The sequence below is a fragment of the Planococcus beijingensis genome, from assembly GCF_016820615.1.
Lineage (GTDB): Bacteria > Bacillota > Bacilli > Bacillales_A > Planococcaceae > Planococcus > Planococcus notacanthi.
In genome coordinates this window covers 759106-782000 of record NZ_JADHDZ010000001.1, presented here as the reverse complement: position 1 = coordinate 782000, position 22895 = coordinate 759106, and the positions used below count along the sequence as shown (strand labels likewise).

Here is a 22895-nt window from a genome sequence, read left to right as displayed (position 1 = left end):
CCTTTACTTTTTCGTTTTTTCGTATTTATTGAACATGGAAACATTCATTAATACTCCCATAGCTAAAGATAACAAAATTACCGAGGTTCCGCCATAGCTTATAAAAGGAAGTGTGACTCCAGTTAACGGAATTATGCCCGTCAAGCCACCTAAATTAACGAAAGATTGTATTCCGATCATGCTGGCAACACCCGCTGCAAGCATTCTTGCCAACGGATCATGCGTGGTCATGGCAATCCAAAGCCCCCGCAAAACAATGAAAGCCAGTCCGCCTAAAACGAAAACGACACCCAGGACTCCCAGTTCTTCAGCAATGACAGACATGATGAAATCCGTATGCGGTTCCGGAAGATAGCCAAGCTTCTGTATGGATTGGCCGAGTCCCAGCCCGCTTAATCCACCGGATCCGATAGCCAGATACCCATTGACTATTTGAAAGCCAAAGCCCAGCTCATCAGAAAACGGATTAAAGAATGCATCTAAACGGCCAAGGCGTTTCTCGGTAAAAATCATGTCTCCAGCAAATAGCATGAAAGGCACAATAATGATTGATGCTGCAGCGATAAAAACACCAGCCAGACGGATAAAGGGTTTTAACCGAACCCCACTTGCCGACATGACTGCTAAACCAACTGACCCGATAATCAACATCGAACCAAGATCCGGTTCAAGAAATACCAAAAATAAGACGAGCGTCAAAATAATAACCGGTGGAATGATGGATTCATTCAGCTTGTTGATGGTTCCTTTATTGTATTTGTTTGAAAAAACACCAGCCAAGTACAAGATGATGCCGACTTTCGCCACTTCAGACGGCTGGATATTGGCAAATCCGAGGCTGATCCAACTTTTTGCCCCACCTGCTGCAAATCCAATAAAATGAACAGCTATCAATCCGGCAAAAACAACAGTTAAAATCGTCACCATCATCCAGCGTTTTTTAAAATGCTTGTATGGAAAGATTGCGGCCACTACAAAGACCGGGAATGCGATGGCTAAGTTGATTAATTGCTGTATGTAAAAACGATCGGGCGCTGAACCGTAATAGTTGACCGACCAGGCCATACTTGAACTGTAGATCATGATCAATCCGAATAAGGTCAGTGCTAAGTATGCGAAAAATAATGGGTAGTCGAAGAATTTTGCGTATTTCTTGATGTAAGATTTCATTTTTATACCTCTTTTAATTTGATAGTTTTAATGGCAAAAGCGCAAGCGGCCTACACTCACTTCGCTTGCGGCTTTCGCAGTGCTGAATGATTATACTTCTTAAATTGTAAAAAAACTCAAACAGCGTTCGTTTGAGTTTTAGATCATTTATTTGTATACGCTTCATGCAGAATGGAAAGTTTCTTCTCCAGCGTATCCATTAAATTTTTTCCAGCCTCACGTTCAATGAGCCCCAGCTTTACCGCAAAATCAATTTCGCGTGAAAGACCGAACATTTGGGTGTCAAGCACCTCTTCGTATAAAGGACAAGATGGCAATGTCAAATGGTCCATTTGCACCTTAATCAGCTGCTCGATTTTTTCTGCATCAGCTTTGAGGAGTTCTAAAGCCTTCAGATGGTATGTTTGTTCTTCTGTATGTTCCATGAGGACTCCCCCATTTTATGAGTTTTCTTCTCTATTTTCCTGTTTAAAGTGTATCTTTTAAGGAGGGAAAATGCAAGCCTCTATAAAGAAAGAGATGAATCCCTTTGGCAACTTGACACAAAAAGGTATACTGTTAAGAGAATGAATATTTTAATGGAGGGTTTACCCATGGAATTTATCGTACCTTTTAAAGGTGAAGTGAAGTTCAAACTAGTATTAGATCCCACTGTCTGGATTTTTGATGACCGTAAATTGAATCTGGAGACGTATTTTCAGGAAGAGCGGATAGAGAAAGACGAACTTGAAGAGTATAAACGCGGAATGGGCGAGCATTGGTCCCGTGAAATCATGGAAGGCAATACCGTTCCGCCTACCTTGAATTCAGAAAAATCGTATAAGAGCAAAGAAAAGAAAGAGATGCTGACAGGTACGTTCGGTATCGCGTTCAAGCCATTCCTATTAAATGCAGAACCATTTGAACACACTAAGCGCGTTGTTTTCGAAACGGCGAATGGAGAGTTCGAATTCCCGATTGAACATGCCCAACAGCTGATTTTCAAATTCAGTGAAAAAGGACAGCCTCTAAGAGAAAACGGCCCTGTCCATGTGTTGCTTCCGGATGGCTCCAATCAGGATAATCCGATTACCGATATCCAAGCCATCCGATTCGAATAGGAGTGATAGACCATGCGTGTCCAATGCGTAATCTGCGATAAAATTGAAGAATTAGTGGATGATACCTTACAGGCCAAGCGCTTGCGCAACCGGCCCATCCACACTCATATGTGCAATGAATGCCATGACCGGATCACCGAAAGGACCAAAGAACGCCTGGCGACCGGTTCCTTCCGCTTTTACCGCAGCTCCCGCAGTATTGAGGATGACTTCTGATGAAGCTCTTAAAAGGTCTCTGGATCGGTTTTTGGAGCGGGTTGATATTGGGGCTTCTGCTGAAATGGATTCAATCTGTCACTGGCGAACAAGTATATACCCTTTTACTGAATGTTGATTTTATCCCGTTGATCGGCGATGTGCAATGGTCTGAGATAACTGAATTCATTTTCCACTTGCTCATTTCACTTATCATTGGCGTTGTTTATGTCTATTTGGCCAAAAGACGCAAGTATCCATTCGGCCAACTAGTGCTGATCAGCCTGTTCCTGTCCGTGCCTTTTCCGTTTCTCTATTTCTTGTTATCCTGGCTGGCAGTCGAAGCTGATGTGCCTGCAGCGACTGATTGGGGAGCGTTTCTTTATTGGCTATTCGGACATCTTACTTATGCTTTATTATTGCCCATCCTTTACAAAACCTTTGAACGCAAAAACGCTGTATCTCAATGAGATACAGCGTTTTCGCGTTTTTCGCGCCATAGGCGGATTTTATAAAGGATCAGAATAAGCGCCGCAATGACTAGCCCCTCCACAATCGGCAGGAAGAAGGCTAAGAAAGTTAGCCCCAATCCTCCGACCGCAAGAAACAGGCCGATTACTACGTTTTTTCCAATTGATAGCTTTTTAGCAAACCCCAATTTATAAACAAATGCCGAAAGCAGGAAGATGACTGCAAAAAGTGCATATCCTGCAGCTTCGAAACTTGGCAGACTTTGGTATAGAATTCGGGCTACCGGATACATATTGTCATAGACAAAAGCTTGATCGTCCACGGATTATACATCCTTCCATTCCACTTATTCTTCGATGGCAACTTTCTTCTTCTTAGCCATACGCTCACGTTCAGCTTTATCAAGAATTTTTTTGCGCAAACGAATCGTTTGTGGTGTAATTTCACATAACTCATCATCATTCAAGTATTCAAGTGCTTCTTCAAGACTCATCAAACGTGCTTTTTTCATCGTTGTCGTTTGGTCTTTGTTGGCTGAACGGATGTTCGTTGCAGCTTTGATTTTTACAATGTTCACTGTCAGGTCACTATCGCGGTTATGTTCTCCAACGATCATGCCTTCATAGATTTCAGCACCGACTTCAACAAATGCAGTACCGCGGTCTTCGATGCCCATCAAGCCGTAAGTCGAAACTTTACCGCGCTCCATAGATACCAATACACCTTGGCGACGTCCGCCAACACGGCCAGAAGCAACTGGCTGGTAGCTGTCGAATGTATGGTTGATGATTCCGTATCCGCGAGTCTGTGTAAGGAATTCAGTTGTGTAACCGATCAATCCACGAGCCGGTACGTTAAACACCAAACGGACTTGTCCGCTTCCGTTATTGACCATATCCAGCATTTCGCCTTTACGTTCGCCTAATGATTCAATGATTGCACCTGTATATTCTTCAGGAACATCCACTTGAACGCGTTCAACAGGTTCGCAGCGAACTCCGTCTACCATGCGGACGATAACTTCTGGTTTTGAAACTTGAAGTTCAAATCCTTCACGGCGCATATTTTCGATCAAGATCGACAAATGCAGCTCTCCGCGTCCAGATACAATCCATGCATCCGGTGAATCTGTAGGTTCTACACGCAATGATACATCAGTCTGCAATTGAGCATCCAAACGTTCCTGAATTTTTCTTGAAGTAATCCATTTACCTTCTTTACCTGCAAATGGGCTGTTGTTAACTAGGAAAGTCATTTGCAAAGTAGGTTCATCGATGCGCAGGATCGGCAATGCTTCCTGATGATCCTGTGGACAAACAGTTTCCCCAACGTTGATGTCTTCCATACCAGAGATGGCAATCAGATCGCCAGCTTCCGCTTTTTCGATTTCCACCCGTTTAAGGCCCATGAAACCGTGCATTTTCGTCACACGGAAGTTTTTGAATGACCCGTCAAGTTTCATTAAAGAAACCGATTGGCCAACTTCGATTGTTCCGCGGAATACGCGGCCGATTCCGATACGTCCAACATAATCGCTGTAATCAAGAAGAGCTACCTGGAATTGAAGTGGCTCATCTCTGTTATCGATTGGCGCTGGGACGTGTTCCAGGATCGCATCATAAATGACCTGCATGTTTTCTTCCTGATCAGCAGGATTTGAAGAAAGACTTGCTGTGCCGTTCATGCCTGATGCAAAGATAACCGGGAATTCCAATTGATCGTCATTGGCTTCAAGTTCAATGAACAATTCGATGACTTCGTCAACCACTTCTTCAGGACGTGCAAAGTCACGGTCAATTTTGTTTACAACAACGATTGGTTTCAGGTTTTGTTCCAATGCTTTTTTCAGAACGAAGCGTGTCTGTGGCATACAGCCTTCATACGCATCTACTACTAATAGAACACCATCAACCATTTTCATGATACGTTCAACTTCTCCGCCGAAATCAGCGTGTCCAGGAGTATCCAAAATGTTGATTTTAGAATCTTTGTATTGGATTGCAGTATTTTTCGCAAGAATTGTAATTCCGCGTTCTCTTTCGATATCGCCAGAATCCATCGCACGTTCTTCAACGTGTTCGTTTGAACGGAAAGTTCCGGATTGTTGTAGAAGCTGATCCACTAGAGTTGTTTTACCATGGTCAACGTGGGCAATAATTGCAATGTTTCTTAGGTCGTTACGTAATTTAGTCATAATTTCACTCCAATATTCTTTTTTCATGCCTATAACTGTGCTAGTATAGCACATATAGGTGTAAAACCCTAAGATTTTATTTCAGGCTATATGCTACAGGAGGAAAATCGCTTGATCGGCTTATTGAAAAACGTAAAATGGGTATTTGTCTTTTATTCTATTGCAGCATTGCTGGCGATGGCAGGAATCGGCTTAGCTGTAGGCCTGCGCAGCGTTTTGGGTATTTTCGCAGCAATTTTGGTGCTTTGCCTGATCATGGGCATGGGCTTTAAGAAAAAGAAAGAGATGCGGGAAGCCGGATTACTGTAATTATAAAAAAAGATGCGGAATTCCGCATCTTTTTTTACTTGAGTCGGATGTATTTTTTCAACAGTTCCTGGTGGATGGCTGGATTAGCTGCAATAAATGTATCCTGCTTCAATAGATTTGCAGGTTCCCCTTTAAAGTTCGTCGTTACCGCCCCAACTTCCTGGGCTATGACCATGCCACCGGCGATGTCCCACGGCGATAGCCTCATCGAGATATAAGCATCAACCCGTCCGCTTGCCAAATAAGCAAGCTCTAGAGCCGCGGAGCCATAAGAACGCATGCCTCGTACGTCACGGATCAATTGAAGAGTTCCTTCATGGTCAAGATAACGGTTCGGCACTGCCCATGTTGCATTCATAGCAACAATCGATTCAGCAATCACCGTCTCCATAAGCGGCCGCATCTGTTCATCATTATAATAGGCTCCTCTTCCTTTAACTCCGTGGTATAAATCATCATTGACAACATCATAGATATAACCTAATTGGCCAACTCCATCTTTGAAGATTCCCAACGAAATAGCAAAGTTGCGTTTTTGATGAACAAAATTCATTGTGCCGTCAATCGGATCTAACATCCAAATGACCCCTTCCGAAGTTTGGATATCGTCTCCAAATCCTTCTTCCCCAAAAATTCGGTGGCCCGGAAAATCACGCCGGATGCGGCCGATGAAAAATTGTTCAATTTCTTTATCGATATTCGTCACCAAATCATTGGCATTCGATTTTGATTCAATGGTGATATCCGTTAAGAAAGAATTGCGGATGCGATGCCCCGCCTCTTTGATCAATGACTTTATGTACAAATCCATTGCATGCAAATCCATATGTGTATCCCCTTTCCTCTTTGTTTCAGTATAACGAAAAAGGCATCTGCTGTCTTACTTCAGCAGATGCCTTTAATGTATAGACGTATTAGAGCGCATGAAGGGCCTCCAGTTCCACGTGAATCTCTTGAAGCCGCTGCTTGCTTTTCGACATTTGTTGATCGTCTTTTTGCTGCATCGCATCGTATAAAGAAGCAAGTTCATAATCAAGTTCCAGTTTCAGCACATGTACGTATTCCTTCTCTACATCCGCTTTGCGGATTATCTGAATCATCTGTTTCATAATGAGCACCCCTTTCTCATCATACTCCGAAAATTCTGACTAATCTTGTTACAATTATTATAATACCACTTTCTTCTAATGAAATCCATTGGCAGAAACGTATTTATATTCTTTTTTCCCAAACTTCGTTAAAATGAAACCTGATTACCTAATTTTAAGGAGGATATTTACTTGACGTCTTATTGGAATGAGCAAGATTTCGATGTTTTCACTACTCCTGGCCTAGATGCCAGGATGTCTGCATTAACTGAATATGTCCGTCCGAAGTTCGAGGAACTAGGAACTGAATTTTCTTCTTTCTTCTCTGGAAAAACAGGAAATGAGTTTTTCCCGCACGTGGCAAAGCATATGAGAAGAACCGTAAATCCGCCAAATGACAGCTGGGTTGCGTTCGCTCCTTATAAAAGAGGCTACAAAGCGGTCCCGCATTTCCAAATCGGCATGTGGGAAAGCCATGTGTTCGTCATTCTGGCGGTCATCTATGAAGCGCCCAATAAAGCGATCATGGCTGAAAACCTATTGCATTCTGATGCCCTTGCACAGCTATCGGATGACTTTGTAGCCTCTGGCGACCATATGAAAGCCCAATCCGATGCGCTGATCGAATTAGGTGAAGAAGGCATTGAGAAATTACTGACCCGACTTCGCGATGTCAAAAAAGGCGAATTTGTGATTGGCCGCCATTTAACTCGAAAACAGGCGGATTCCATGAACAAACAGCAGTTTTTCCAATTTGCCGAAGAAACTTTCGAGGCATTGCTTCCGGTTTACAATACCCTGCTACAAAAATCAAAAGAACCTGTCAGCCGTTAAAGCTGAAGGTTCTTTTTTTCATTTTATTTCGTTTTAATTTTGATGACTCCATCGCCGCTTCCTGCTTTCATCTCCTTGATGACAGGGAAACTGGCATAGCCGCTTTCTTCTTCAAATTCACGGAAGTATGTCTTTTCTTCCGAAATCGCAGGAACCACCTGCTTGAATTTGCGGTAACGCGTCAGCAGCTCCTGCCTGTTGATGCCTTTTTCATAAGCCATTTCGATTCCTTCAAAAAAGCTAACGACATCAATGATTTCTTCGGTTGACCATTCAATTGAAAATGGATAGGAATAATCCATAGTTAATCCCTCTTTTCATTCAGTGATTGACCATTTCTTTCGTATTTCTCCAGCTTGTTTGACCATGCCATCAATCAATTCCCGGACTGACGGAACATCTTTGATCAGGCCTGTAACTTGCCCTGCCCAGCCAAAGCCCTGGTCCTTTTCCCCATTATAAATGAAGCGTTTATTGGCTTCACCGCTAATGAATTCTTTTAAGGCTTCGTAGCTTGGCGTCTGTTGTTCGATTTCAAGGATTTTGTCGGTCCAGCTGTTGCGCAGTGTTCTGGCAGGAGCTCCAATGCTGCGTTTAATGATGACCGTATCGTTCTCGGAGCTATTAATCAATTGTTCCTTATAGGCTGCTGAAGCATGGACACATTCTTTAGTGGCAATAAAGCGCGTGCCCATTTCTATGCCTTCTGCCCCTAAGGCATGAGCAGCCATCCAACCGCGGCCGTCCCCGATCCCGCCTGAGGCGATGACCGGTATATCCACCGCATCGACCACTTGAGGAATCAATACCATCGTACCGATATCGTCTCGTCCCAAATGTCCGCCGCCTTCATGGCCGACAACCATTACAGCGTCAGCTCCCAGGCTTTCCGCTTTTTCAGCTTGTCTTGTGGCAGCGACGAGAACCAGCTTCTTGATATCCGTCCCTTTCAGCTGTTCAAAAATCGGTGTTGGATTGCCGCCTGTCATGGAGACGACTGGTACGTTTTCTTCGATTGCCACATCCAGCATATGAGAAAATGCACGGCCGTGTTCGCCAATTGCAAAATTAACACCGAATGGCTTGTCCGTCAATTCCCTGACTTTCCTGATTTCTTCCCGCAATTGTTCAGGTGTAGAAAGGCTCATTGCTGTAATTTGCCCAAGGCCTCCTGCATTTGAAACTGCGGCTGCCAGTTCTGCATAAGCCAGATAAGCTAATCCTCCTTGTATAATGGGGTACTGAATGCCCAATAGTTCTGTCACCCTTGTTTTGAATTCCATGGACTCACTCCTTTTCCCTTGCTTATTTTGTATTCGCTGCCACACGAGGAAATCCTTTTATTTTTATAGTATAGCAACTTGCATCATGCTATAATTCTCCTTGTTTTCATTTTATATATAGTGAGGTGGGCTTATCATTGTCTCAATTAGAAACTCCGTTATTTGATGCGCTGTTAAAGCATCGAAACCGGCACCCGATCCAATTTCACATTCCAGGCCATAAAAAAGGCCAGGGCGTCGATCCCGCATTCCGGGAATTTGTCGGCGACAATATTTTATCGATCGACTTGATCAATATCGCCCCTTTGGACGATTTACATTCACCAAAAGGCGCCATTAAAGACGCGCAGGAATTAGCTGCAAAAGCCTTTGGCGCAGACCATACATTCTTTTCCGTACAAGGAACAAGCGGTGCCATCATGACCATGATCTTAAGTGTGGTCGGCCCCAACGACAAGATTCTTGTGCCAAGGAACGTCCATAAATCCATTATGTCCGCTATCGTATTTGCTGGCGCCATCCCGATCTTCATTCATCCCGAAGTCGATCCGGAGCTCGGAATCTCCCACGGAATTTCTGCAGAAGCGGTGGAGAAAGCGATTCTTGAATATCCGGACGCCAAAGCCGTGTTGGTCATCAACCCGACTTATTTCGGTGTAGCCGCTGATTTAAAACGCATTGTCGACATCGCGCATGGCCATGACATCCCAGTCCTGGTCGATGAAGCGCATGGCGTCCATATCCATTTCCATAAATCATTGCCTGTTTCTGCTATGGCTGCAGGCGCAGATATGGCGGCAACGTCTGTCCATAAACTTGGCGGGTCCATGACGCAAAGTTCCGTATTAAATGTCAAAGAAGGGCTGGTATCACCCAAACGTGTCCAGTCCACTCTGTCCATGCTGACGACAACTTCGACTTCCTATCCGATTTTGGCGTCTCTTGATACGGCACGCCGTCAGCTTGCCATTCATGGCTATGACCTGATTGATCAGGCAATCAGACTTGCACAGGATGCACGCAAGCGCATCAATAAAATTCCGCACTTGCATTGCGTAGGCAAAGAAGTGCTGAATTCTTCCGCAACTTTTGATATGGATCCGACCAAATTATTGATCAGCGTCAAAAATCTTGGCATCACGGGGCATCAGGCTGAAGAATGGCTAAGAGAAAACGCCAATATCGAAATTGAACTTTCCGATCTTTATAACATCCTATGCCTGGTGACTATCGGCGACACGCGGAAAGAATTGAATCTGCTGATCAACGCTTTGCAGCGCATGAGCGAGTCTTTAGACAGCGATGCTGCCATTGTTGAACCGGTTGTGCTGCTTCCGGATATTCCCCGGCTTGCCATGACGCCGCGCGATGCTTTCTACGCTACGACGGAAGTCATATCAATCAATGAAGCAGTCGGACGCATTTCCGCAGAATTCATCATGGTTTATCCACCGGGCATTCCTATTTTCATCCCCGGAGAAATCATTACGGAAGAAAATATCAACTACATCCATATGAATGTCGCAGCCGGGTTGCCTGTCCAAGGTCCGGAAGACGACACATTGCAAATGCTGCGCGTAATAAAAGAGCAGCAGGCTATCAGATAAAAAAGATCCAAGAGCAGGACGCTCTTGGATCTTTTTATATGCCTTCTATGTCTTCAGGATCTACAAAGCCGTATCCTTTGTCCTTCAGGCCTTGAATGATCCCTGAAAGGGCCTCAGACGTCCATTCCCGGTCATGCATCAATAGGTTGGCGCCATTGTTCAAGAATTCGCTGTTGACCATGATATCCGTCAAAGATTGAGCATCCCGGTATTGCTGCTCCCAATCATAGCCATAGGTCCAATTCATGAGGACCATTCCTTCCTGCTCGACCAGCTGTTTGCTGAAGTCGGTGTTTGCCCCGTGCGGCGCCCGGAAGAATTTTGGCTTTTCCCCAATGATGTCTTCCACCGTTTTGTTCAGTAAGAGGATTTCTTCTTCCTGTTGCTGTTCTGGCAACTCCCTTAAATTGGGGTGGCTATTGGTATGGTTGCCGATGGTAAAGCCCATGTCATGAAGTTGCTTTAACTGTTGTTTTTCTTCATCGGTATCCAAAAAATGGCCATTGACGAAAAAGATTGCTGGAATGCCTTGTTTTTTCAACAGCTCTGCCATTTCCAACGCGTGTTTGTCCGGAGCATCATCGATGGTCACCAGTACAACTTTTTCATCGGCTGCTGCTATGGGCTGTACAGACCAGTTCGCCGGATTGATGCGGTACTGGGGCTCATCAACAACTTTTTGTTCTTCTTTCTCTTCTTCGTTCACTTGCTGTTCTTTCGATTCAGTTGTTTTTTCAACTTTATCGGTTTCTTCTTTTTCATTTCCCACTTCTTCTGCAGGCGGATTTTTTTCTTCAGGTGGAGCACCTTGTTCTTCTCCGCAACCTGCTAACACGAGCAAGGACACTGCAAGAACAGGCCATTTTTTATGTATCAAACTAAACACCCCTTTACTAAACAAATCTTACCACGCCTCTTCAATTGTTTCCAAAAAAAAGAAGCCGCATAAGCGGCTCCCTGTTTCTTACTTGATAATGTGAATTGGTGTTCCAAGAGCTACTTCCGCAGCTTCCATTGTGATTTCCGCAAGAGTTGGGTGAGCATGGATTGTCATTGCGATATCTTCTACTGTCATTCCAGCTTCGATAGCAAGACCAAGCTCAGCGATCATATCTGATGCGCCAGCTCCGACAATTTGAGCACCTAACAGCAAGCCGTCAGATTTACGTGAAACAAGTTTCACAAATCCTTCAGTTGCGTTTAATGAAAGAGCACGGCCGTTTGCAGCGAATGGGAATTTCGCAGCCGCAGCTTCGAATCCTTCTTCTTTTGCCTGTTCTTCAGACAAACCTACGCTTGCAAGTTCCGGATCTGTAAAGCAGACCGCCGGAATAGCCATATAATCAACTTCAGACTTCTCGCCTGCAATTGCTTCTGCAGCAACTTTACCTTCATATGAAGCTTTATGTGCCAATTGAAGACCAGCTACCACATCACCGATTGCATAGATGTTTGAAATGTTTGTACGGCATTGCTTGTCGACTTCGATCAAGCCGCGGTCAGACATGTTCAGGTTCAACTCTTCTAGACCCATTTCGTCTGTGTTTGGACGACGGCCTACAGTTACAAGAACGTAATCAGCTTCAACGGTTTTTTCTTCTCCGCCTGCCTCATATGTTACTTTAACGCCTGAATCAGTTTCTTCTACACCTTTGGCAGATGCTTTAGTGATGACTTCAACGCCTTTTTTCTTCAATCCTTTTTTGACGATAGCTGTCATTTGCTTTTCAAATCCAGCAAGGATATCCGGTGCGCCTTCAAGGATCGTTACTTCAGAACCCATGTTTGAGAATGCAGTACCAAGCTCTGTACCGATATAGCCGCCGCCGATAACGACGAGTTTTTTAGGAAGCTCAGTTAATGCCAAAGCTCCAGTTGAATTAATTACACGTTTTGTAAATTTAAAAGTCGGGATTTCCACAGGACGTGATCCGGTAGCAATAATCGCATTTTTGAATTTATACGTTTGTGCTGAATTTTCATCCATAACACGTACTGTATTTTCATCAACGAAATAAGCTTCGCCGCGCAAGATTTCAACTTTGTTGCCTTTAAGAAGCGATTCAACGCCGCCAGTCAATTTCTTAACGACGCCATCTTTGAACGCTTGCGCTTTTTCAAAGTTGAGTGAAACTTCTTTGGCTACAATACCCATATCTTCTGAGTGTTGAGCTTCTTCAAAACGGTGTCCAACTGAGATCATTGCTTTTGAAGGGATACAGCCGACATTCAAACAAACGCCGCCAATATATTCTTTTTCAACGATTGTTACTTTTTGGCCAGTTTGTGCTGCGCGAATAGCCGCCACATAACCGCCAGGGCCTGAGCCGATGACGAGCGTGTCTGTTTCAATTGGAAAATCTCCTACTACCATAAGTTTTACGCCTCCATTAATAATAATTCAGGTTGACTTAATAAACGTTTAATATGATTTAATGCGTGTTGCGCTGTTGCACCATCGATCATTCGGTGATCGAAGCTCAATGACAATGCTAACACAGGTGCTGCTACAATTTCACCATTTTTAATTACAGGTTTTTCTGCAATGCGGCCAATTCCGAGAATTGCCACTTCAGGATGGTTAATGACTGGAGTGAACCATTGCCCACCAGCAGAGCCAATATTGGTGATCGAGCATGAAGCGCCTTTCATTTCAGCAGCAGTTAATTTACCATCACGCGCTTTTGTCGCCAACCCGTTGATTTCGTCAGAAATCGCAAATATAGATTTGCGGTCTGCGTTTTTGATGACTGGAACCATCAAGCCTTTTTCTGTATCAGCAGCAATGCCGATATTGAAATAATGCTTTTGGATGACTTCGCTTGTTTCATCATCAAACGATGTGTTCAATGCTGGGAATTCACGCAATGTGCTGACCAACGCTTTTACTACGTAAGGCAAGTAAGTCAGTTTGATTTCTTTTTCTGCTGCAATGTCCTTGAATTTTTTGCGGTGTGCTACCAATTCAGTGACATCCACTTCATCCATCAACGTTACATGAGGAGCAGTATGTTTCGAGTGGACCATCGCTTTGGCGATCGCCTTACGTATACCAGACATCTTCTCACGCGTTTCCGGAAACTCTCCTTCAGGAGCTGCTGCTGCTTTAGGTGCTGCGTCCGCTTTGTCAGAGCTTTCTGCTGCCGCTTCCTGCGTTGTTTCTTGTGGCGCTTCAGAAGCTGCTGGCGCAGCTGCTTTCTGGTCACCATTCATGAAGGCTTCTACATCTTCTCTTAGAATGCGGCCGTTATTGCCGGATCCGGTGACTTGTTTGATGTCAACATCGTTGTCGCGTGCAAATTTGCGGACAGACGGCATGGAAATGACACGAGCATTCGGATCTGCTTCTTCTGTAGAGTCAGCTTGCGGCTGAGCTCCTGCACCAGTCTGTTCTTTCGGCTCGTCTTCTTTGGCAGGGGCCTTATCGACTTCCTGACCTGATTCAGCAGTGCCGGACTGGACTTGTTCTTCTGTTTCTTCTTTCACTTCAGGAGCAGCTTCTTCTTTATCGCCGTGGTCTCCTTTAAAGTTCATTTCTTCAGCGTCAGGCGCGTCAATACGGACCAAGATATCGCCAACTACTGCAACCGTTCCCTCTTCAACCAATACTTCTTCAACTGTTCCTGAAACCGGTGAGGGAATCTCGACAACGGCCTTGTCATTTTGCACTTCAACAAGAATATCGTCTTCTTCAATTGTATCTCCTGCTTTTACAAACCATTTTACGATTTCACCTTCATGGATACCTTCACCGATATCCGGCAAACGAAATTCAAAAGCCATCTATATCACCCTTTCGGTTCTGTCTAATTAGAAAGTAAGTACTTTCTTCGCTGTCTCTACTATATCCTTCGAGTTCGGAAGCCAAACTTGTTCTGCTTGTGAGAATGGGAATACAGAGTCCGGCGCAGTAACACGAAGAACTGGTGCTTCCAGGCTTAAAATAGCGCGGTCCGTGATTTCAGCCACGACACTCGCTGCGATTCCAGCTTGTTTTTGCGCTTCCTGGACGACCATAGCGCGTCCAGTTTTTTCTACTGAAGCAATGATTGTTTCAATATCAAGCGGCTGGATGGTACGAAGATCGACCACTTCAACCGAATAATTTTCTTTTTCAAGCTCTTCTGCCGCTTTGATGCTTTCCTGCACCATTGCGCCATAAGCGATGATCGTCAAATCTTTGCCTTCACGTTTCACTTCAGCTTTGCCAAGTGGAATCGTGTATTCTTCTTCCGGCACTTCCTGGCGGAATGAACGGTATAGCTTCATGTGCTCAAGGAAAATGACCGGATCGTTGTCGCGGATTGCTGAGATCAACAAACCTTTTGCATCGTAAGGTGTAGAAGGGATGACCACTTTCAAACCAGGCTGAGCCGCCATTAATCCTTCCAACGAATCAGCGTGCATTTCAGGCGTGTGAACACCGCCGCCGAATGGAGAACGGATTGTTACAGGAGAATTCAAGCTGCCGCCGCTGCGGAAACGCATACGCGCCATTTGTCCACTGATAGAATCCATTACTTCAAAAACAAATCCGAAAAACTGGATTTCCGGTACTGGACGGTATCCTTGCAATGCCAAACCGATTGCTAGACCACCAATCCCTGACTCAGCTAAAGGCGTGTCGAACACGCGATCTTCGCCAAATTCTTTTTGCAAACCTTCTGTTGCGCGGAAAACACCGCCGTTATTTCCTACGTCTTCACCGAAAACAAGAACGTTTTCATCGTTCTTCATCTCTGTTTTCAGAGCGTCGGTAATCGCTTGGATCATCGTTAATTGTGCCATGGCTTACTTCGACTCCTTTGCTTTATAAATATCCAACTGTTCCTGAACATTAAACGGCACGTCTTCGTACATGATCTCCAATAGATCGGATACTTTTTGTTTCGGAGCGCCGTCAGCTTTTTTGATTGCTGCTTTGATTTCTTCTTTAGCTTTTTCAATTACTTCGTTTTCTTTTGCTTCATTCCAGATGCCTTTTGCTTCCAAGTATTTACGGAAACGGACAAGTGGATCTTTCTTTTCCCATTCGCTGTCGATATCTGAAGTACGGTAGCGGGTCGGATCGTCACCAGCCATTGTGTGCGGTCCGTAACGGTAGCAAAGTGTTTCAATCAATGTAGGTCCGTCGCCTTTAACTGCACGTTCACGAGCGTCACGTGTTACCGCGTATACCGCTAACGGATCCATACCGTCTACAAGGACGCCTGGAATTCCGGCTGCAACCGCTTTTTGTGCAATGGTTTTCGCTGAAGTCTGAAGTTCGCGAGGCGTAGAAATCGCATACTGGTTATTTTGAACAATGAAAATAGCCGGTGCGCGGAATGCGCCTGCAAAGTTGATTCCTTCATAGAAGTCACCTTGTGAAGAACCGCCGTCTCCTGTATAAGTAACCGCCACTGCTTCTTTCTTGCGTTTTTGCATGCCAAGTGCCACTCCAGCTGCCTGGATGATTTGCGCACCGATAATGATTTGCGGAGGCAAAATATTCAAACCTTCAGCCATTTGGTTCCCCATGAAATGTCCACGAGAGAAAAGGAATGCTTGGTGCAACGGCCAACCGTGCCAGATCAATTGCGGAACATCACGATAGCCCGGCAAAATGAAATCTTCTTTTGACAAAGCAAAATGCGAAGCCAATTGAGAAGCTTCCTGCCCTGCAGTCGGAGCATAAAACCCTAGACGTCCTTGGCGGTTCAACGAAATTGACCGCTGATCAAGGATACGGGTGTAAACCATCCGGCTCATCAATTCCTGAAGGTCTTCATCCGATAATTTCGGATCTGCCTCTTCGTTGATGATTTCGCCTTCTTCATTTAAAATCTGGACCATTTCAAACTTTTCTTCGATTGTGTTAAGCGTTTCCACTGGATCGAACTGCTGTGATTTTTTCGCAGCCATAAAAGCAACTCTCCTTTTTATCTGTATTAAAATACTTACATACAATTTATGATACAATTTCACATTCCACTTCAGTATACGTTACTCGAATAACTCGGTCAATCATATAGAACCTAACATTTTTGCGTAATAGTAATAATGAAATAATTTAGATATTTAAAACTGTATCAGTTGTTTTTTTCACCTGTATTATAATACAGAGCACAATTACGTTATCTTTTATAGCACAGAAAAAGCGGCCGTAGGGGCCGCTTACTCTTCGTTTTCATTTAATTTTTCTATAGTGGCATCTTTCAACTCATTTACCTGTAGGGTTAAATCATTAAACGCTGTCACAGCATTTTGCACCTGCTCATTTTGTTTATTAACTTCTCCAGCTTTTTCTTGAAGCATCTGCAGATTATTTTCTTCATCCTTCAACATTTCATATAATTCTTTTTGAAGTCCGATCAGTCCCTCATATGCCTGAGCAAACTCGTCGTGGGCATCAAATCGTTCGTGCATTTTCGTTTTCAGCGTTTCGAGATCTGTTTTAACAGCTGCCTCTTCGGCATCTTCAATCACTCCATCAATCTCCGCGAAATTTTCTTCGGCTGCCTGCATCGATTCCTTTTCCGTTTGGAGGAAGTCAAGACGTTCATCTGCAGAATCAATTGCTGCTTGAGCCTGTTTTTCAACATCTTCTTGCTGCTCCTGTGTTAACGCCATGATTTCTTCAAACAATTGCTGCTCTTTTTTCTCGCGTTTTTCCAGGTCATCCTGGATATCCCGGTATTCTTCTTCGGCATCGAAAGTATCATTCAGGACTTGATCCAATTCTTCACGAGTTCCCGAACCTGAACAGCCAGCCATTAAAAGAAGAATGATGAAAGCACACAATACCCCTAATTTCCTCATCCTTTTCACCCCTTATTTCCATGAATTAACTATAGTATGCCATTAAGTAAAATACAACACCGGCCAGCAGCTTTTTCTTTTTTCAAAACAGCCGCTTTACGTTATACTGGTATGTATAGCAAGCCAATTGAAAGGATGAAATCACTTGATACGAATGAAAGACATTATACGTGAAGGTCATCCTACACTCAGAAAACGCTCAGAAGAAGTGAAATTCCCACTTTCTGAAGAAGACCGGAAACTGGGTGAAGACCTTCTGGAATATGTAGTAAACAGCCAAGACGATGAGCTGGCTAAAAAATACGACCTGCGCCCCGGCGTTGGAATCGCAGCACCGCAAGTAAATGAAGCGAAACGAATCTTTGCCTTGCATTTTGACGAAAGCTCTGGCGAAAACCTCAGCATGATTGCTGTTAATCCCAAAATCGTCAGTCACTCTGTAGAAAAAGCTTACTTATCAGCTGGAGAAGGTTGCCTGTCTGTTGATCGTGCAATCCCCGGCTATGTGCCAAGATACGCCCGTGTCACCATCAAAGCCTTCAATTTGGATGGTGAAGAGTTCAAAATGCGCTTAAAAGGACTTCCTGCCATCGCATTCCAACATGAACTTGATCACTTGAACGGCGTCATGTTCTTTGACCACATCGACTCAAAAAACCCATTCGCTGAAATTGAAAACGCCATCGCAATTGAAAGAGACTCGGCTGAGTAAGCCGAGTCTCTTTTTTGCCTGATTCACTTTTTAGCTTTGGGCGCTTGCGCTTTTCTTTATCAAATCAATTTCAAATGCTTGAACGCTTTTGCCAATCCGTCATTGTCTACATGATCCGTTACATAAGAAGCACGTTTCTTTGTTTCTTCATGGCCATTTTCCATTGCTACACTGTATCCTGCAATATCCATCATCTGCAGATCATTCAACCCATCGCCGAATGCGATGGTTTCTTCTATAGAGTGTCCAGTAGCTTTAATCAAATGTTTGATACCACTGGCCTTGGTTCCTCCTTTTGGCGTAATATCGCATGATACCCGGTGCCAGCGGACAAAATCCACTTGTTTGAATGTGTCATGGTATTGCTGCTCTTCTTCTTCTTCGCAAAACACCAAGGCTTGATAGACATCATTATTCAGGTAAAATTCTTTATCCACTTCAGGATGTGCCATTTTCAAGGTTTTGATGCTTTCGTCAATGTCCGGATGGAAGTCGATCGAAGACACCATTTTATTTTCATTCATAAATACCAGAGGATGATCACGCTGATCCGCAAATTCAAAGATATCGTTCAGAATATCTGCATCAATTGCCTGCTTATGGATAGCCTCGCCTTTATGGGCTATGTACTGGCCGTTGAACGTAATATAAGTGTCGATATCCAACTCTTTCAGGACATTAGTGATCATAAATGGGCCGCGGCCTGTTGCAATGGCTAAATCATGGCCGTTCAAACGCGCTTGCTGCAAGGCTTCCTTAGCAGAAGCCGGTAATTTTTTATGGGAATCCAATAAAGTCCCATCAATATCGAGCAATAATAATTTAGACATTTTCTCGTCTCCATTCCATGTGATTGGGCCCTTAAAATAAAGCCCGCATTCTTTACAATTGTCAGAAAACGCAGTATACTCGCCTTAAGGAGTGGTAAGCTATGCTGAAACGTTTGAAACGAAAACTTCTCAGACAGCTCAATGGCATCATGAACAAAAAGAAAATTGCATAAACGATTTAGCCCTTCTTTATAAATAAGGAGGGCTATTCTTTATTTTAGTCTAACGACATGATAATATAAAGGAAGTGCATTTATTTGAGCGTGGAAAAAGGAGAGCAAACAATGATTTTTAAAGTATACTACCAAGAAAACCGTTTTGAAGTACCAGTTCGTGAAAATACCCAAAGCCTTTATGTGGAAGCAGCATCCGAGCGCGAAGTCCGACACCACTTAAAAGACCGCAACTACAATATTGAACTTGTTCAATTGCTTGAAGGCAATCATCTCGAGTATGAACAGGCGAGCCAAAACTACGAAGTCGAGAGCGTAGAATAACGATGAAATTCGTTAAAAACGATCAGACAGCTGTTTTCGCACTTGGCGGACTAGGCGAAATCGGTAAAAATACGTATGGTGTCCAATTCCAGGATGAAATCATTCTGATCGATGCAGGCATTAAATTCCCGGAAGACGATTTGCTCGGAATCGATTACGTTATTCCGGATTACACATACTTAGTAAAAAATGTCGACAAAATTAAAGGCCTTTTCATTACACACGGCCACGAAGATCACATCGGCGGTATTCCTTACCTTCTTAAAAAAATCAACATTCCTGTATACGGCGGAAAACTGGCTCTTGGCCTATTGCGCAAAAAGCTGGAAGAACATGGTTTATTGCGCCAAACGAAAATGACGGAAATCGAAGAAGATGACGTCATCAAGTTCCGTAAGACGGCTGTTAGCTTTTTCCGTACTACCCACAGTATCCCTGACGCTTTTGGTGTCGTGGTAAAAACGCCACCCGGCAATATTGTCCACACAGGAGATTTTAAATTCGATTTCACACCAGTAGGCGAACCTGCCAACTTGTTGAAAATGGCTCAAATCGGCAGCGAAGGCGTTTTATGCTTATTGTCCGACAGTACCAATGCAGAAGTTCCTGACTTCACCATGTCAGAACGAAAAGTCGGCGATTCCATCAAAGACATCATGAGAAAAATTGATGGACGCCTGATCTTTGCGACTTTTGCGTCAAACATCTACCGTCTTCAGCAAGTAACGGATGAAGCGGTCGCACAAGGCCGTAAGATTGCCGTCTTCGGACGCAGCATGGACAACGCCATGACAATCGGCCGTGAGCTAGGCTATATCAATGCACCTGAGGATGCATTTGTAGATACACAAACCTTAAACCGCTTACCTGCAAACGAAGTTTTGATTCTTTGCACCGGTTCACAGGGCGAACCGATGGCTGCCCTTTCAAGAATCGCCAACGGCACTCATCGCCAAATCCAGATTCAACCAAATGACACGGTTGTCTTCTCGTCTTCTCCGATTCCGGGCAATACGAGCAGCGTCAACCGTACAATCAACTTGTTGTTCCGCGCTGGAGCAGACGTGATTCATGGATCACTTAACAATATCCATACATCAGGCCACGGCTCAGAGCCCGAAAACAAATTGATGCTTCGTTTGATCAAACCAAAATACTTCATGCCGATTCATGGTGAATTCCGGATGTTAAAAACGCATGCAGGATTGGCCGTTGAATGTGATGTTCCTTTGGAAAACACATTCATCATGGAAAATGGCGAAGTTCTTGCTTTAGGGCAAGACGAAGCTTCTGTTGCAGGACGCATCCCTTCTGGTGATGTCTACATCGACGGCAGCGGCATCGGAGATATCGGCAATATCGTTTTGCGTGACCGCCGTGTCCTTTCCGAAGAAGGATTGGTCATTGTTGTCGTCAGCGTTGACATGAAAAAGAACAAGATGGTTTCAGGTCCCGACATCATCTCACGCGGATTCGTTTACATGCGTGAGTCTGGCACAATGATTTATGAGGCTCAGCAAATGCTGAATCGTCACCTCAATAAAAAAATACACAGCAAAAACACAGAATGGGCAGAATTGAAAAATGATATTTCTGACGTTCTTGGACCGTATTTGTATGAAAAAACAAAACGCCGTCCAATGATTTTGCCGGTAATTATGGAAGTTTAATCAAGCAAATCAAAAAGGTGCACCGGATAATTATTCCGATGCACCTTTCTTTATTTTCATATAATACAGGGAAACAAAGACCGGAAAAGGATACACTCCCTTTTCCGGTCTTTTTCTTGTTTTGCTGCAATCAATTCATCATTTTTTTCTCGAAACGATTGATGTCCGCGTCTGATCCAATGATGATCAGGACATCTTCCTGTTCAATCTCCATATCGGCCTGCGGAGAAACGATAATGTCGTCTTTCCGTTTAATGGCTACGATGTTGATGCCGTATCTTGCCCGGATATCAAGCCCGATTAATGTATAGCCTGCCAATTTGTGATTAGCTTTGATTTCCATAATGGAATGTTCGTCGGACAGTTCGAGATAATCCAGCACGTTATTGGACAGGATATTATGGGCAATCCGGATTCCCATATCCCGTTCCGGGTGAACCACTTTATCGGCGCCAATTTTATCCAGCACTTTAGCATGGTAATCATTTTGCGCTTTTACCGTAATTTTTTTTACGCCTATTTCCTTCAACATCAGCGTCGTTAATATACTGGCTTGGATATTTTCCCCAATTGCCACGATGACGTGTTCAAAATTTCGGATTCCCAATGATTTCAGAACTGCTTCATCGGTCGTATCCGCTACAACCGCTTGTGTCGCGATGGACGAAAATTCATCTACCCGTTCCGAATCCTTATCGATTGCCATAACGTCCGCATCCTGTTCGATCAATTCGCGCACAATGCTTCCGCCAAACCGGCCAAGCCCAATGACTACAAATTCCTTTTTCATATCCATCCTCCACATTTTCAATTGCTTCTATTCTAGCACACATAATGCAAACTAAAAATCTCAATATGCGGAACACCTTTGGGAAAATAAAAAACCCCCGCTTATCGGCGGGGATCCAAAGGTCGTTTTGGACGATTTTCACAATACTCGCAACTGATGTCTGTGCAAGGTTCTTCACGCCATTCATTGCAGTCGGCGCAGTAGCTTGCATCAAATTCATCGTCAAACGTCAAGGCCGACAAGCAGGTATGGCAATACGTATGGACATCCATCCAATTGATAAAACGCTTGTCTGCTACAAGATACAATCCTTGCTGGTCCTGTTTATAATTCATAATCGAAGGTTTTTGAATGACCCGGTTTTTAGGATCAAGAAAAAAATTCATTTTGCCGTTCACATTGATCACTCCTAGAGTTTGGTCGTGCTGCAGTACTTGGATTCATCAGCTGTATCCGGACAAGCTGCTCTACTCCCAATGCCGATGACAACAGGACATCGGCTGAAATCGCGCAGAGGCTTATTGTTCTGTCCAGCCATCGTTTTTATATGTTAGTTTCATTCATCGGAAAGCTTCCAGTAGCCTGTTATAAGTTAAATGTACTATTTTTTAATTTCACACTTTCTCTATGATAGTAAAAACCCATGCCAAATTGCAATAGATAACAATCCTTTATTGAAAATAAATTCTCCCTTGAAAATTATCGCTCTTCTCGTATAATGAATATATGCTATTAGTAAACTAAAAGTATATTTTAACTAAACTTCATGAAATTTTTACTTAATAGGAATCGAGGAGAATTCTGTTGGAAATCGGAACAAAAATCAAACGTCTTCGATTAAAGAACGGATTGACACAGGAAGAATTGGGGAAACGGACCGACTTGAGCAAAGGCTTTATTTCTCAGTTGGAACGTGATATGAATTCCCCTTCTATAGAAACCTTTTTCACGTTGCTTGAAGTGCTGGGGACCACTCCCAAAGAATTTTTTTCCGATGAACGGGACGTCAAAGTTGTATACTCCACCGCAGACCACACTGCACATGTTGACGAAGAAGCCGGATATGAAGTGGAATGGCTTATTCCCACATCCAATGAAAAGGAAATGGAGCCTGTCTATTTAACTTTCCAGGCAAATGGGCATTTTAAAGAATTTGAACCCTCTTCTGCAGAAACATTCATCTATGTTCTCGAAGGACGGGTTCTGCTCAGAATCGGTGATCACCAATATTCGGCAGCTGCCGGCGATTCCATCTATTTTGAAGCTTCCAATCACCATCAATTGATTAATGATTTTGATGGCATCTCTGAAATGATCATCGTTACTACCCAATCTTATTTATAA

27 protein-coding genes are annotated in these 22895 nt (G+C 43.8%); 10 read left to right on the top strand and 17 right to left on the bottom strand.

What is annotated here, in order from left to right:
* Positions 1-3: 3 nt before the first annotated feature.
* Together IRE19_RS03630 and IRE19_RS03625 are read right to left on the bottom strand one after the other, a co-directional pair.
* Positions 4-1170, bottom strand: a complete 1167-nt coding sequence (locus tag IRE19_RS03630) for an FtsW/RodA/SpoVE family cell cycle protein (protein ID WP_191713960.1) — start codon at positions 1168-1170, stop codon at positions 4-6.
* 143 nt (positions 1171-1313) lie between these two features.
* Positions 1314-1595 (bottom strand): Fpa/YlaN family protein, encoded by a 282-nt coding sequence (locus IRE19_RS03625; RefSeq protein ID WP_058384833.1) that lies wholly within the window; start codon positions 1593-1595, stop codon positions 1314-1316.
* A 168-nt stretch (positions 1596-1763) separates the two neighbouring features.
* Here IRE19_RS03625 and IRE19_RS03620 point away from each other — a divergent pair, with 168 nt between their 5' ends.
* From IRE19_RS03620 to IRE19_RS03610, 3 genes are read left to right on the top strand one after another with little or no spacing between them, the layout of a single operon-like run.
* Complete coding sequence (locus IRE19_RS03620; protein ID WP_203339374.1) at positions 1764-2270, top strand: peptidyl-prolyl cis-trans isomerase; 507 nt, start codon at positions 1764-1766, stop codon at positions 2268-2270.
* A gap of 12 nt (positions 2271-2282) precedes the next feature.
* A complete protein-coding gene (locus IRE19_RS03615) occupies positions 2283-2486 on the top strand; it encodes a YlaI family protein (protein WP_146556486.1) in 204 nt (67 codons plus the stop codon).
* The gene (locus IRE19_RS03610) at positions 2486-2935 is read left to right on the top strand and encodes a hypothetical protein (protein ID WP_191713958.1); all 450 of its coding nucleotides are present in this window, start codon (positions 2486-2488) and stop codon (positions 2933-2935) included. The genes IRE19_RS03615 and IRE19_RS03610 overlap by 1 nt, the downstream gene beginning before the upstream one ends.
* Here the strand turns inward: IRE19_RS03610 and IRE19_RS03605 are convergent.
* Both IRE19_RS03605 and typA read right to left on the bottom strand, forming a co-directional pair.
* Entirely contained in the window at positions 2929-3258 is a 330-nt protein-coding gene (locus tag IRE19_RS03605; protein WP_203339373.1) for a YlaH-like family protein, read from the bottom strand. The genes IRE19_RS03610 and IRE19_RS03605 overlap by 7 nt on opposite strands.
* Positions 3259-3282: 24 nt before the next feature.
* Entirely contained in the window at positions 3283-5130 is a 1848-nt protein-coding gene (gene typA / locus IRE19_RS03600) for a translational GTPase TypA (protein WP_203339372.1), read from the bottom strand.
* A 111-nt stretch (positions 5131-5241) separates the two neighbouring features.
* Between typA and IRE19_RS03595 the strand changes: the two genes are divergently transcribed.
* Complete coding sequence (locus tag IRE19_RS03595; RefSeq protein WP_432419928.1) at positions 5242-5439, top strand: YlaF family protein; 198 nt, start codon at positions 5242-5244, stop codon at positions 5437-5439.
* Between the two features lie 34 nt (positions 5440-5473).
* On the opposite strand, the gene IRE19_RS03590 is transcribed toward IRE19_RS03595, so the two are convergent.
* The gene (locus tag IRE19_RS03590; protein ID WP_203339371.1) at positions 5474-6265 is read right to left on the bottom strand and encodes an inositol monophosphatase family protein; all 792 of its coding nucleotides are present in this window, start codon (positions 6263-6265) and stop codon (positions 5474-5476) included.
* Between the two features lie 88 nt (positions 6266-6353).
* The gene (locus IRE19_RS03585; protein WP_191713954.1) at positions 6354-6548 is read right to left on the bottom strand and encodes a hypothetical protein; all 195 of its coding nucleotides are present in this window, start codon (positions 6546-6548) and stop codon (positions 6354-6356) included.
* A 171-nt stretch (positions 6549-6719) separates the two neighbouring features.
* Here IRE19_RS03585 and IRE19_RS03580 point away from each other — a divergent pair, with 171 nt between their 5' ends.
* A complete protein-coding gene (locus IRE19_RS03580) occupies positions 6720-7361 on the top strand; it encodes a YktB family protein (RefSeq protein ID WP_203339370.1) in 642 nt (213 codons plus the stop codon).
* 23 nt (positions 7362-7384) lie between these two features.
* Here IRE19_RS03580 and IRE19_RS03575 read toward each other — a convergent pair whose 3' ends face one another.
* Both IRE19_RS03575 and IRE19_RS03570 read right to left on the bottom strand, forming a co-directional pair.
* Positions 7385-7663 carry a UPF0223 family protein gene (locus IRE19_RS03575; protein ID WP_191713952.1) on the bottom strand — a complete coding sequence of 93 codons (279 nt, stop codon included), beginning with the start codon at positions 7661-7663 and terminating at the stop codon, positions 7385-7387.
* 15 nt (positions 7664-7678) lie between these two features.
* Entirely contained in the window at positions 7679-8644 is a 966-nt protein-coding gene (locus IRE19_RS03570) for an NAD(P)H-dependent flavin oxidoreductase (RefSeq protein ID WP_203339369.1), read from the bottom strand.
* A gap of 137 nt (positions 8645-8781) precedes the next feature.
* Between IRE19_RS03570 and IRE19_RS03565 the strand changes: the two genes are divergently transcribed.
* On the top strand, positions 8782-10251 hold the full coding sequence (locus IRE19_RS03565) for an aminotransferase class I/II-fold pyridoxal phosphate-dependent enzyme (RefSeq protein WP_191713950.1): 1470 nt from the start codon (positions 8782-8784) through the stop codon (positions 10249-10251).
* 34 nt (positions 10252-10285) lie between these two features.
* Here the strand turns inward: IRE19_RS03565 and IRE19_RS03560 are convergent, their stop codons facing one another.
* The 6 genes from IRE19_RS03560 to IRE19_RS03535 all read right to left on the bottom strand — a co-directional run bounded on the left by IRE19_RS03560 (position 10286) and on the right by IRE19_RS03535 (position 17052).
* Positions 10286-11128 carry a polysaccharide deacetylase family protein gene (locus IRE19_RS03560; protein WP_203339368.1) on the bottom strand — a complete coding sequence of 281 codons (843 nt, stop codon included), beginning with the start codon at positions 11126-11128 and terminating at the stop codon, positions 10286-10288.
* A gap of 87 nt (positions 11129-11215) precedes the next feature.
* Positions 11216-12625 (bottom strand): dihydrolipoyl dehydrogenase, encoded by a 1410-nt coding sequence (gene lpdA, locus IRE19_RS03555; RefSeq protein ID WP_203339367.1) that lies wholly within the window; start codon positions 12623-12625, stop codon positions 11216-11218.
* 5 nt (positions 12626-12630) lie between these two features.
* Positions 12631-14034 carry a dihydrolipoamide acetyltransferase family protein gene (locus IRE19_RS03550; protein WP_203339366.1) on the bottom strand — a complete coding sequence of 468 codons (1404 nt, stop codon included), beginning with the start codon at positions 14032-14034 and terminating at the stop codon, positions 12631-12633.
* Positions 14035-14061: 27 nt separating this feature from the next.
* Positions 14062-15039 (bottom strand): alpha-ketoacid dehydrogenase subunit beta, encoded by a 978-nt coding sequence (locus tag IRE19_RS03545; RefSeq protein ID WP_191713946.1) that lies wholly within the window; start codon positions 15037-15039, stop codon positions 14062-14064.
* A gap of 3 nt (positions 15040-15042) precedes the next feature.
* Positions 15043-16155 carry a pyruvate dehydrogenase (acetyl-transferring) E1 component subunit alpha gene (gene pdhA, locus IRE19_RS03540; protein WP_191713945.1) on the bottom strand — a complete coding sequence of 371 codons (1113 nt, stop codon included), beginning with the start codon at positions 16153-16155 and terminating at the stop codon, positions 15043-15045.
* Between the two features lie 252 nt (positions 16156-16407).
* Positions 16408-17052 carry a YkyA family protein gene (locus tag IRE19_RS03535; protein ID WP_203339365.1) on the bottom strand — a complete coding sequence of 215 codons (645 nt, stop codon included), beginning with the start codon at positions 17050-17052 and terminating at the stop codon, positions 16408-16410.
* Between the two features lie 145 nt (positions 17053-17197).
* On the opposite strand from IRE19_RS03535, the gene def reads away from it, so the two are divergent.
* On the top strand, positions 17198-17764 hold the full coding sequence (gene def, locus IRE19_RS03530; protein ID WP_203339364.1) for a peptide deformylase: 567 nt from the start codon (positions 17198-17200) through the stop codon (positions 17762-17764).
* A 59-nt stretch (positions 17765-17823) separates the two neighbouring features.
* On the opposite strand, the gene IRE19_RS03525 is transcribed toward def, so the two are convergent.
* Complete coding sequence (locus tag IRE19_RS03525) at positions 17824-18594, bottom strand: Cof-type HAD-IIB family hydrolase (RefSeq protein WP_203339363.1); 771 nt, start codon at positions 18592-18594, stop codon at positions 17824-17826.
* 284 nt (positions 18595-18878) lie between these two features.
* Here IRE19_RS03525 and IRE19_RS03520 point away from each other — a divergent pair, with 284 nt between their 5' ends.
* Both IRE19_RS03520 and rnjA read left to right on the top strand, forming a co-directional pair.
* Positions 18879-19091, top strand: a complete 213-nt coding sequence (locus IRE19_RS03520; RefSeq protein ID WP_203339362.1) for a DNA-dependent RNA polymerase subunit epsilon — start codon at positions 18879-18881, stop codon at positions 19089-19091.
* A gap of 2 nt (positions 19092-19093) precedes the next feature.
* The gene (rnjA, locus tag IRE19_RS03515; RefSeq protein WP_191713940.1) at positions 19094-20761 is read left to right on the top strand and encodes a ribonuclease J1; all 1668 of its coding nucleotides are present in this window, start codon (positions 19094-19096) and stop codon (positions 20759-20761) included.
* A 130-nt stretch (positions 20762-20891) separates the two neighbouring features.
* Here the strand turns inward: rnjA and IRE19_RS03510 are convergent, their stop codons facing one another.
* Both IRE19_RS03510 and IRE19_RS03505 read right to left on the bottom strand, forming a co-directional pair.
* Entirely contained in the window at positions 20892-21551 is a 660-nt protein-coding gene (locus IRE19_RS03510; RefSeq protein WP_191713939.1) for a potassium channel family protein, read from the bottom strand.
* Between the two features lie 101 nt (positions 21552-21652).
* Positions 21653-21949, bottom strand: a complete 297-nt coding sequence (locus tag IRE19_RS03505; RefSeq protein ID WP_191713938.1) for a hypothetical protein — start codon at positions 21947-21949, stop codon at positions 21653-21655.
* A 406-nt stretch (positions 21950-22355) separates the two neighbouring features.
* Here IRE19_RS03505 and IRE19_RS03500 point away from each other — a divergent pair, with 406 nt between their 5' ends.
* Positions 22356-22895 carry a helix-turn-helix domain-containing protein gene (locus IRE19_RS03500; protein ID WP_203339361.1) on the top strand — a complete coding sequence of 180 codons (540 nt, stop codon included), beginning with the start codon at positions 22356-22358 and terminating at the stop codon, positions 22893-22895.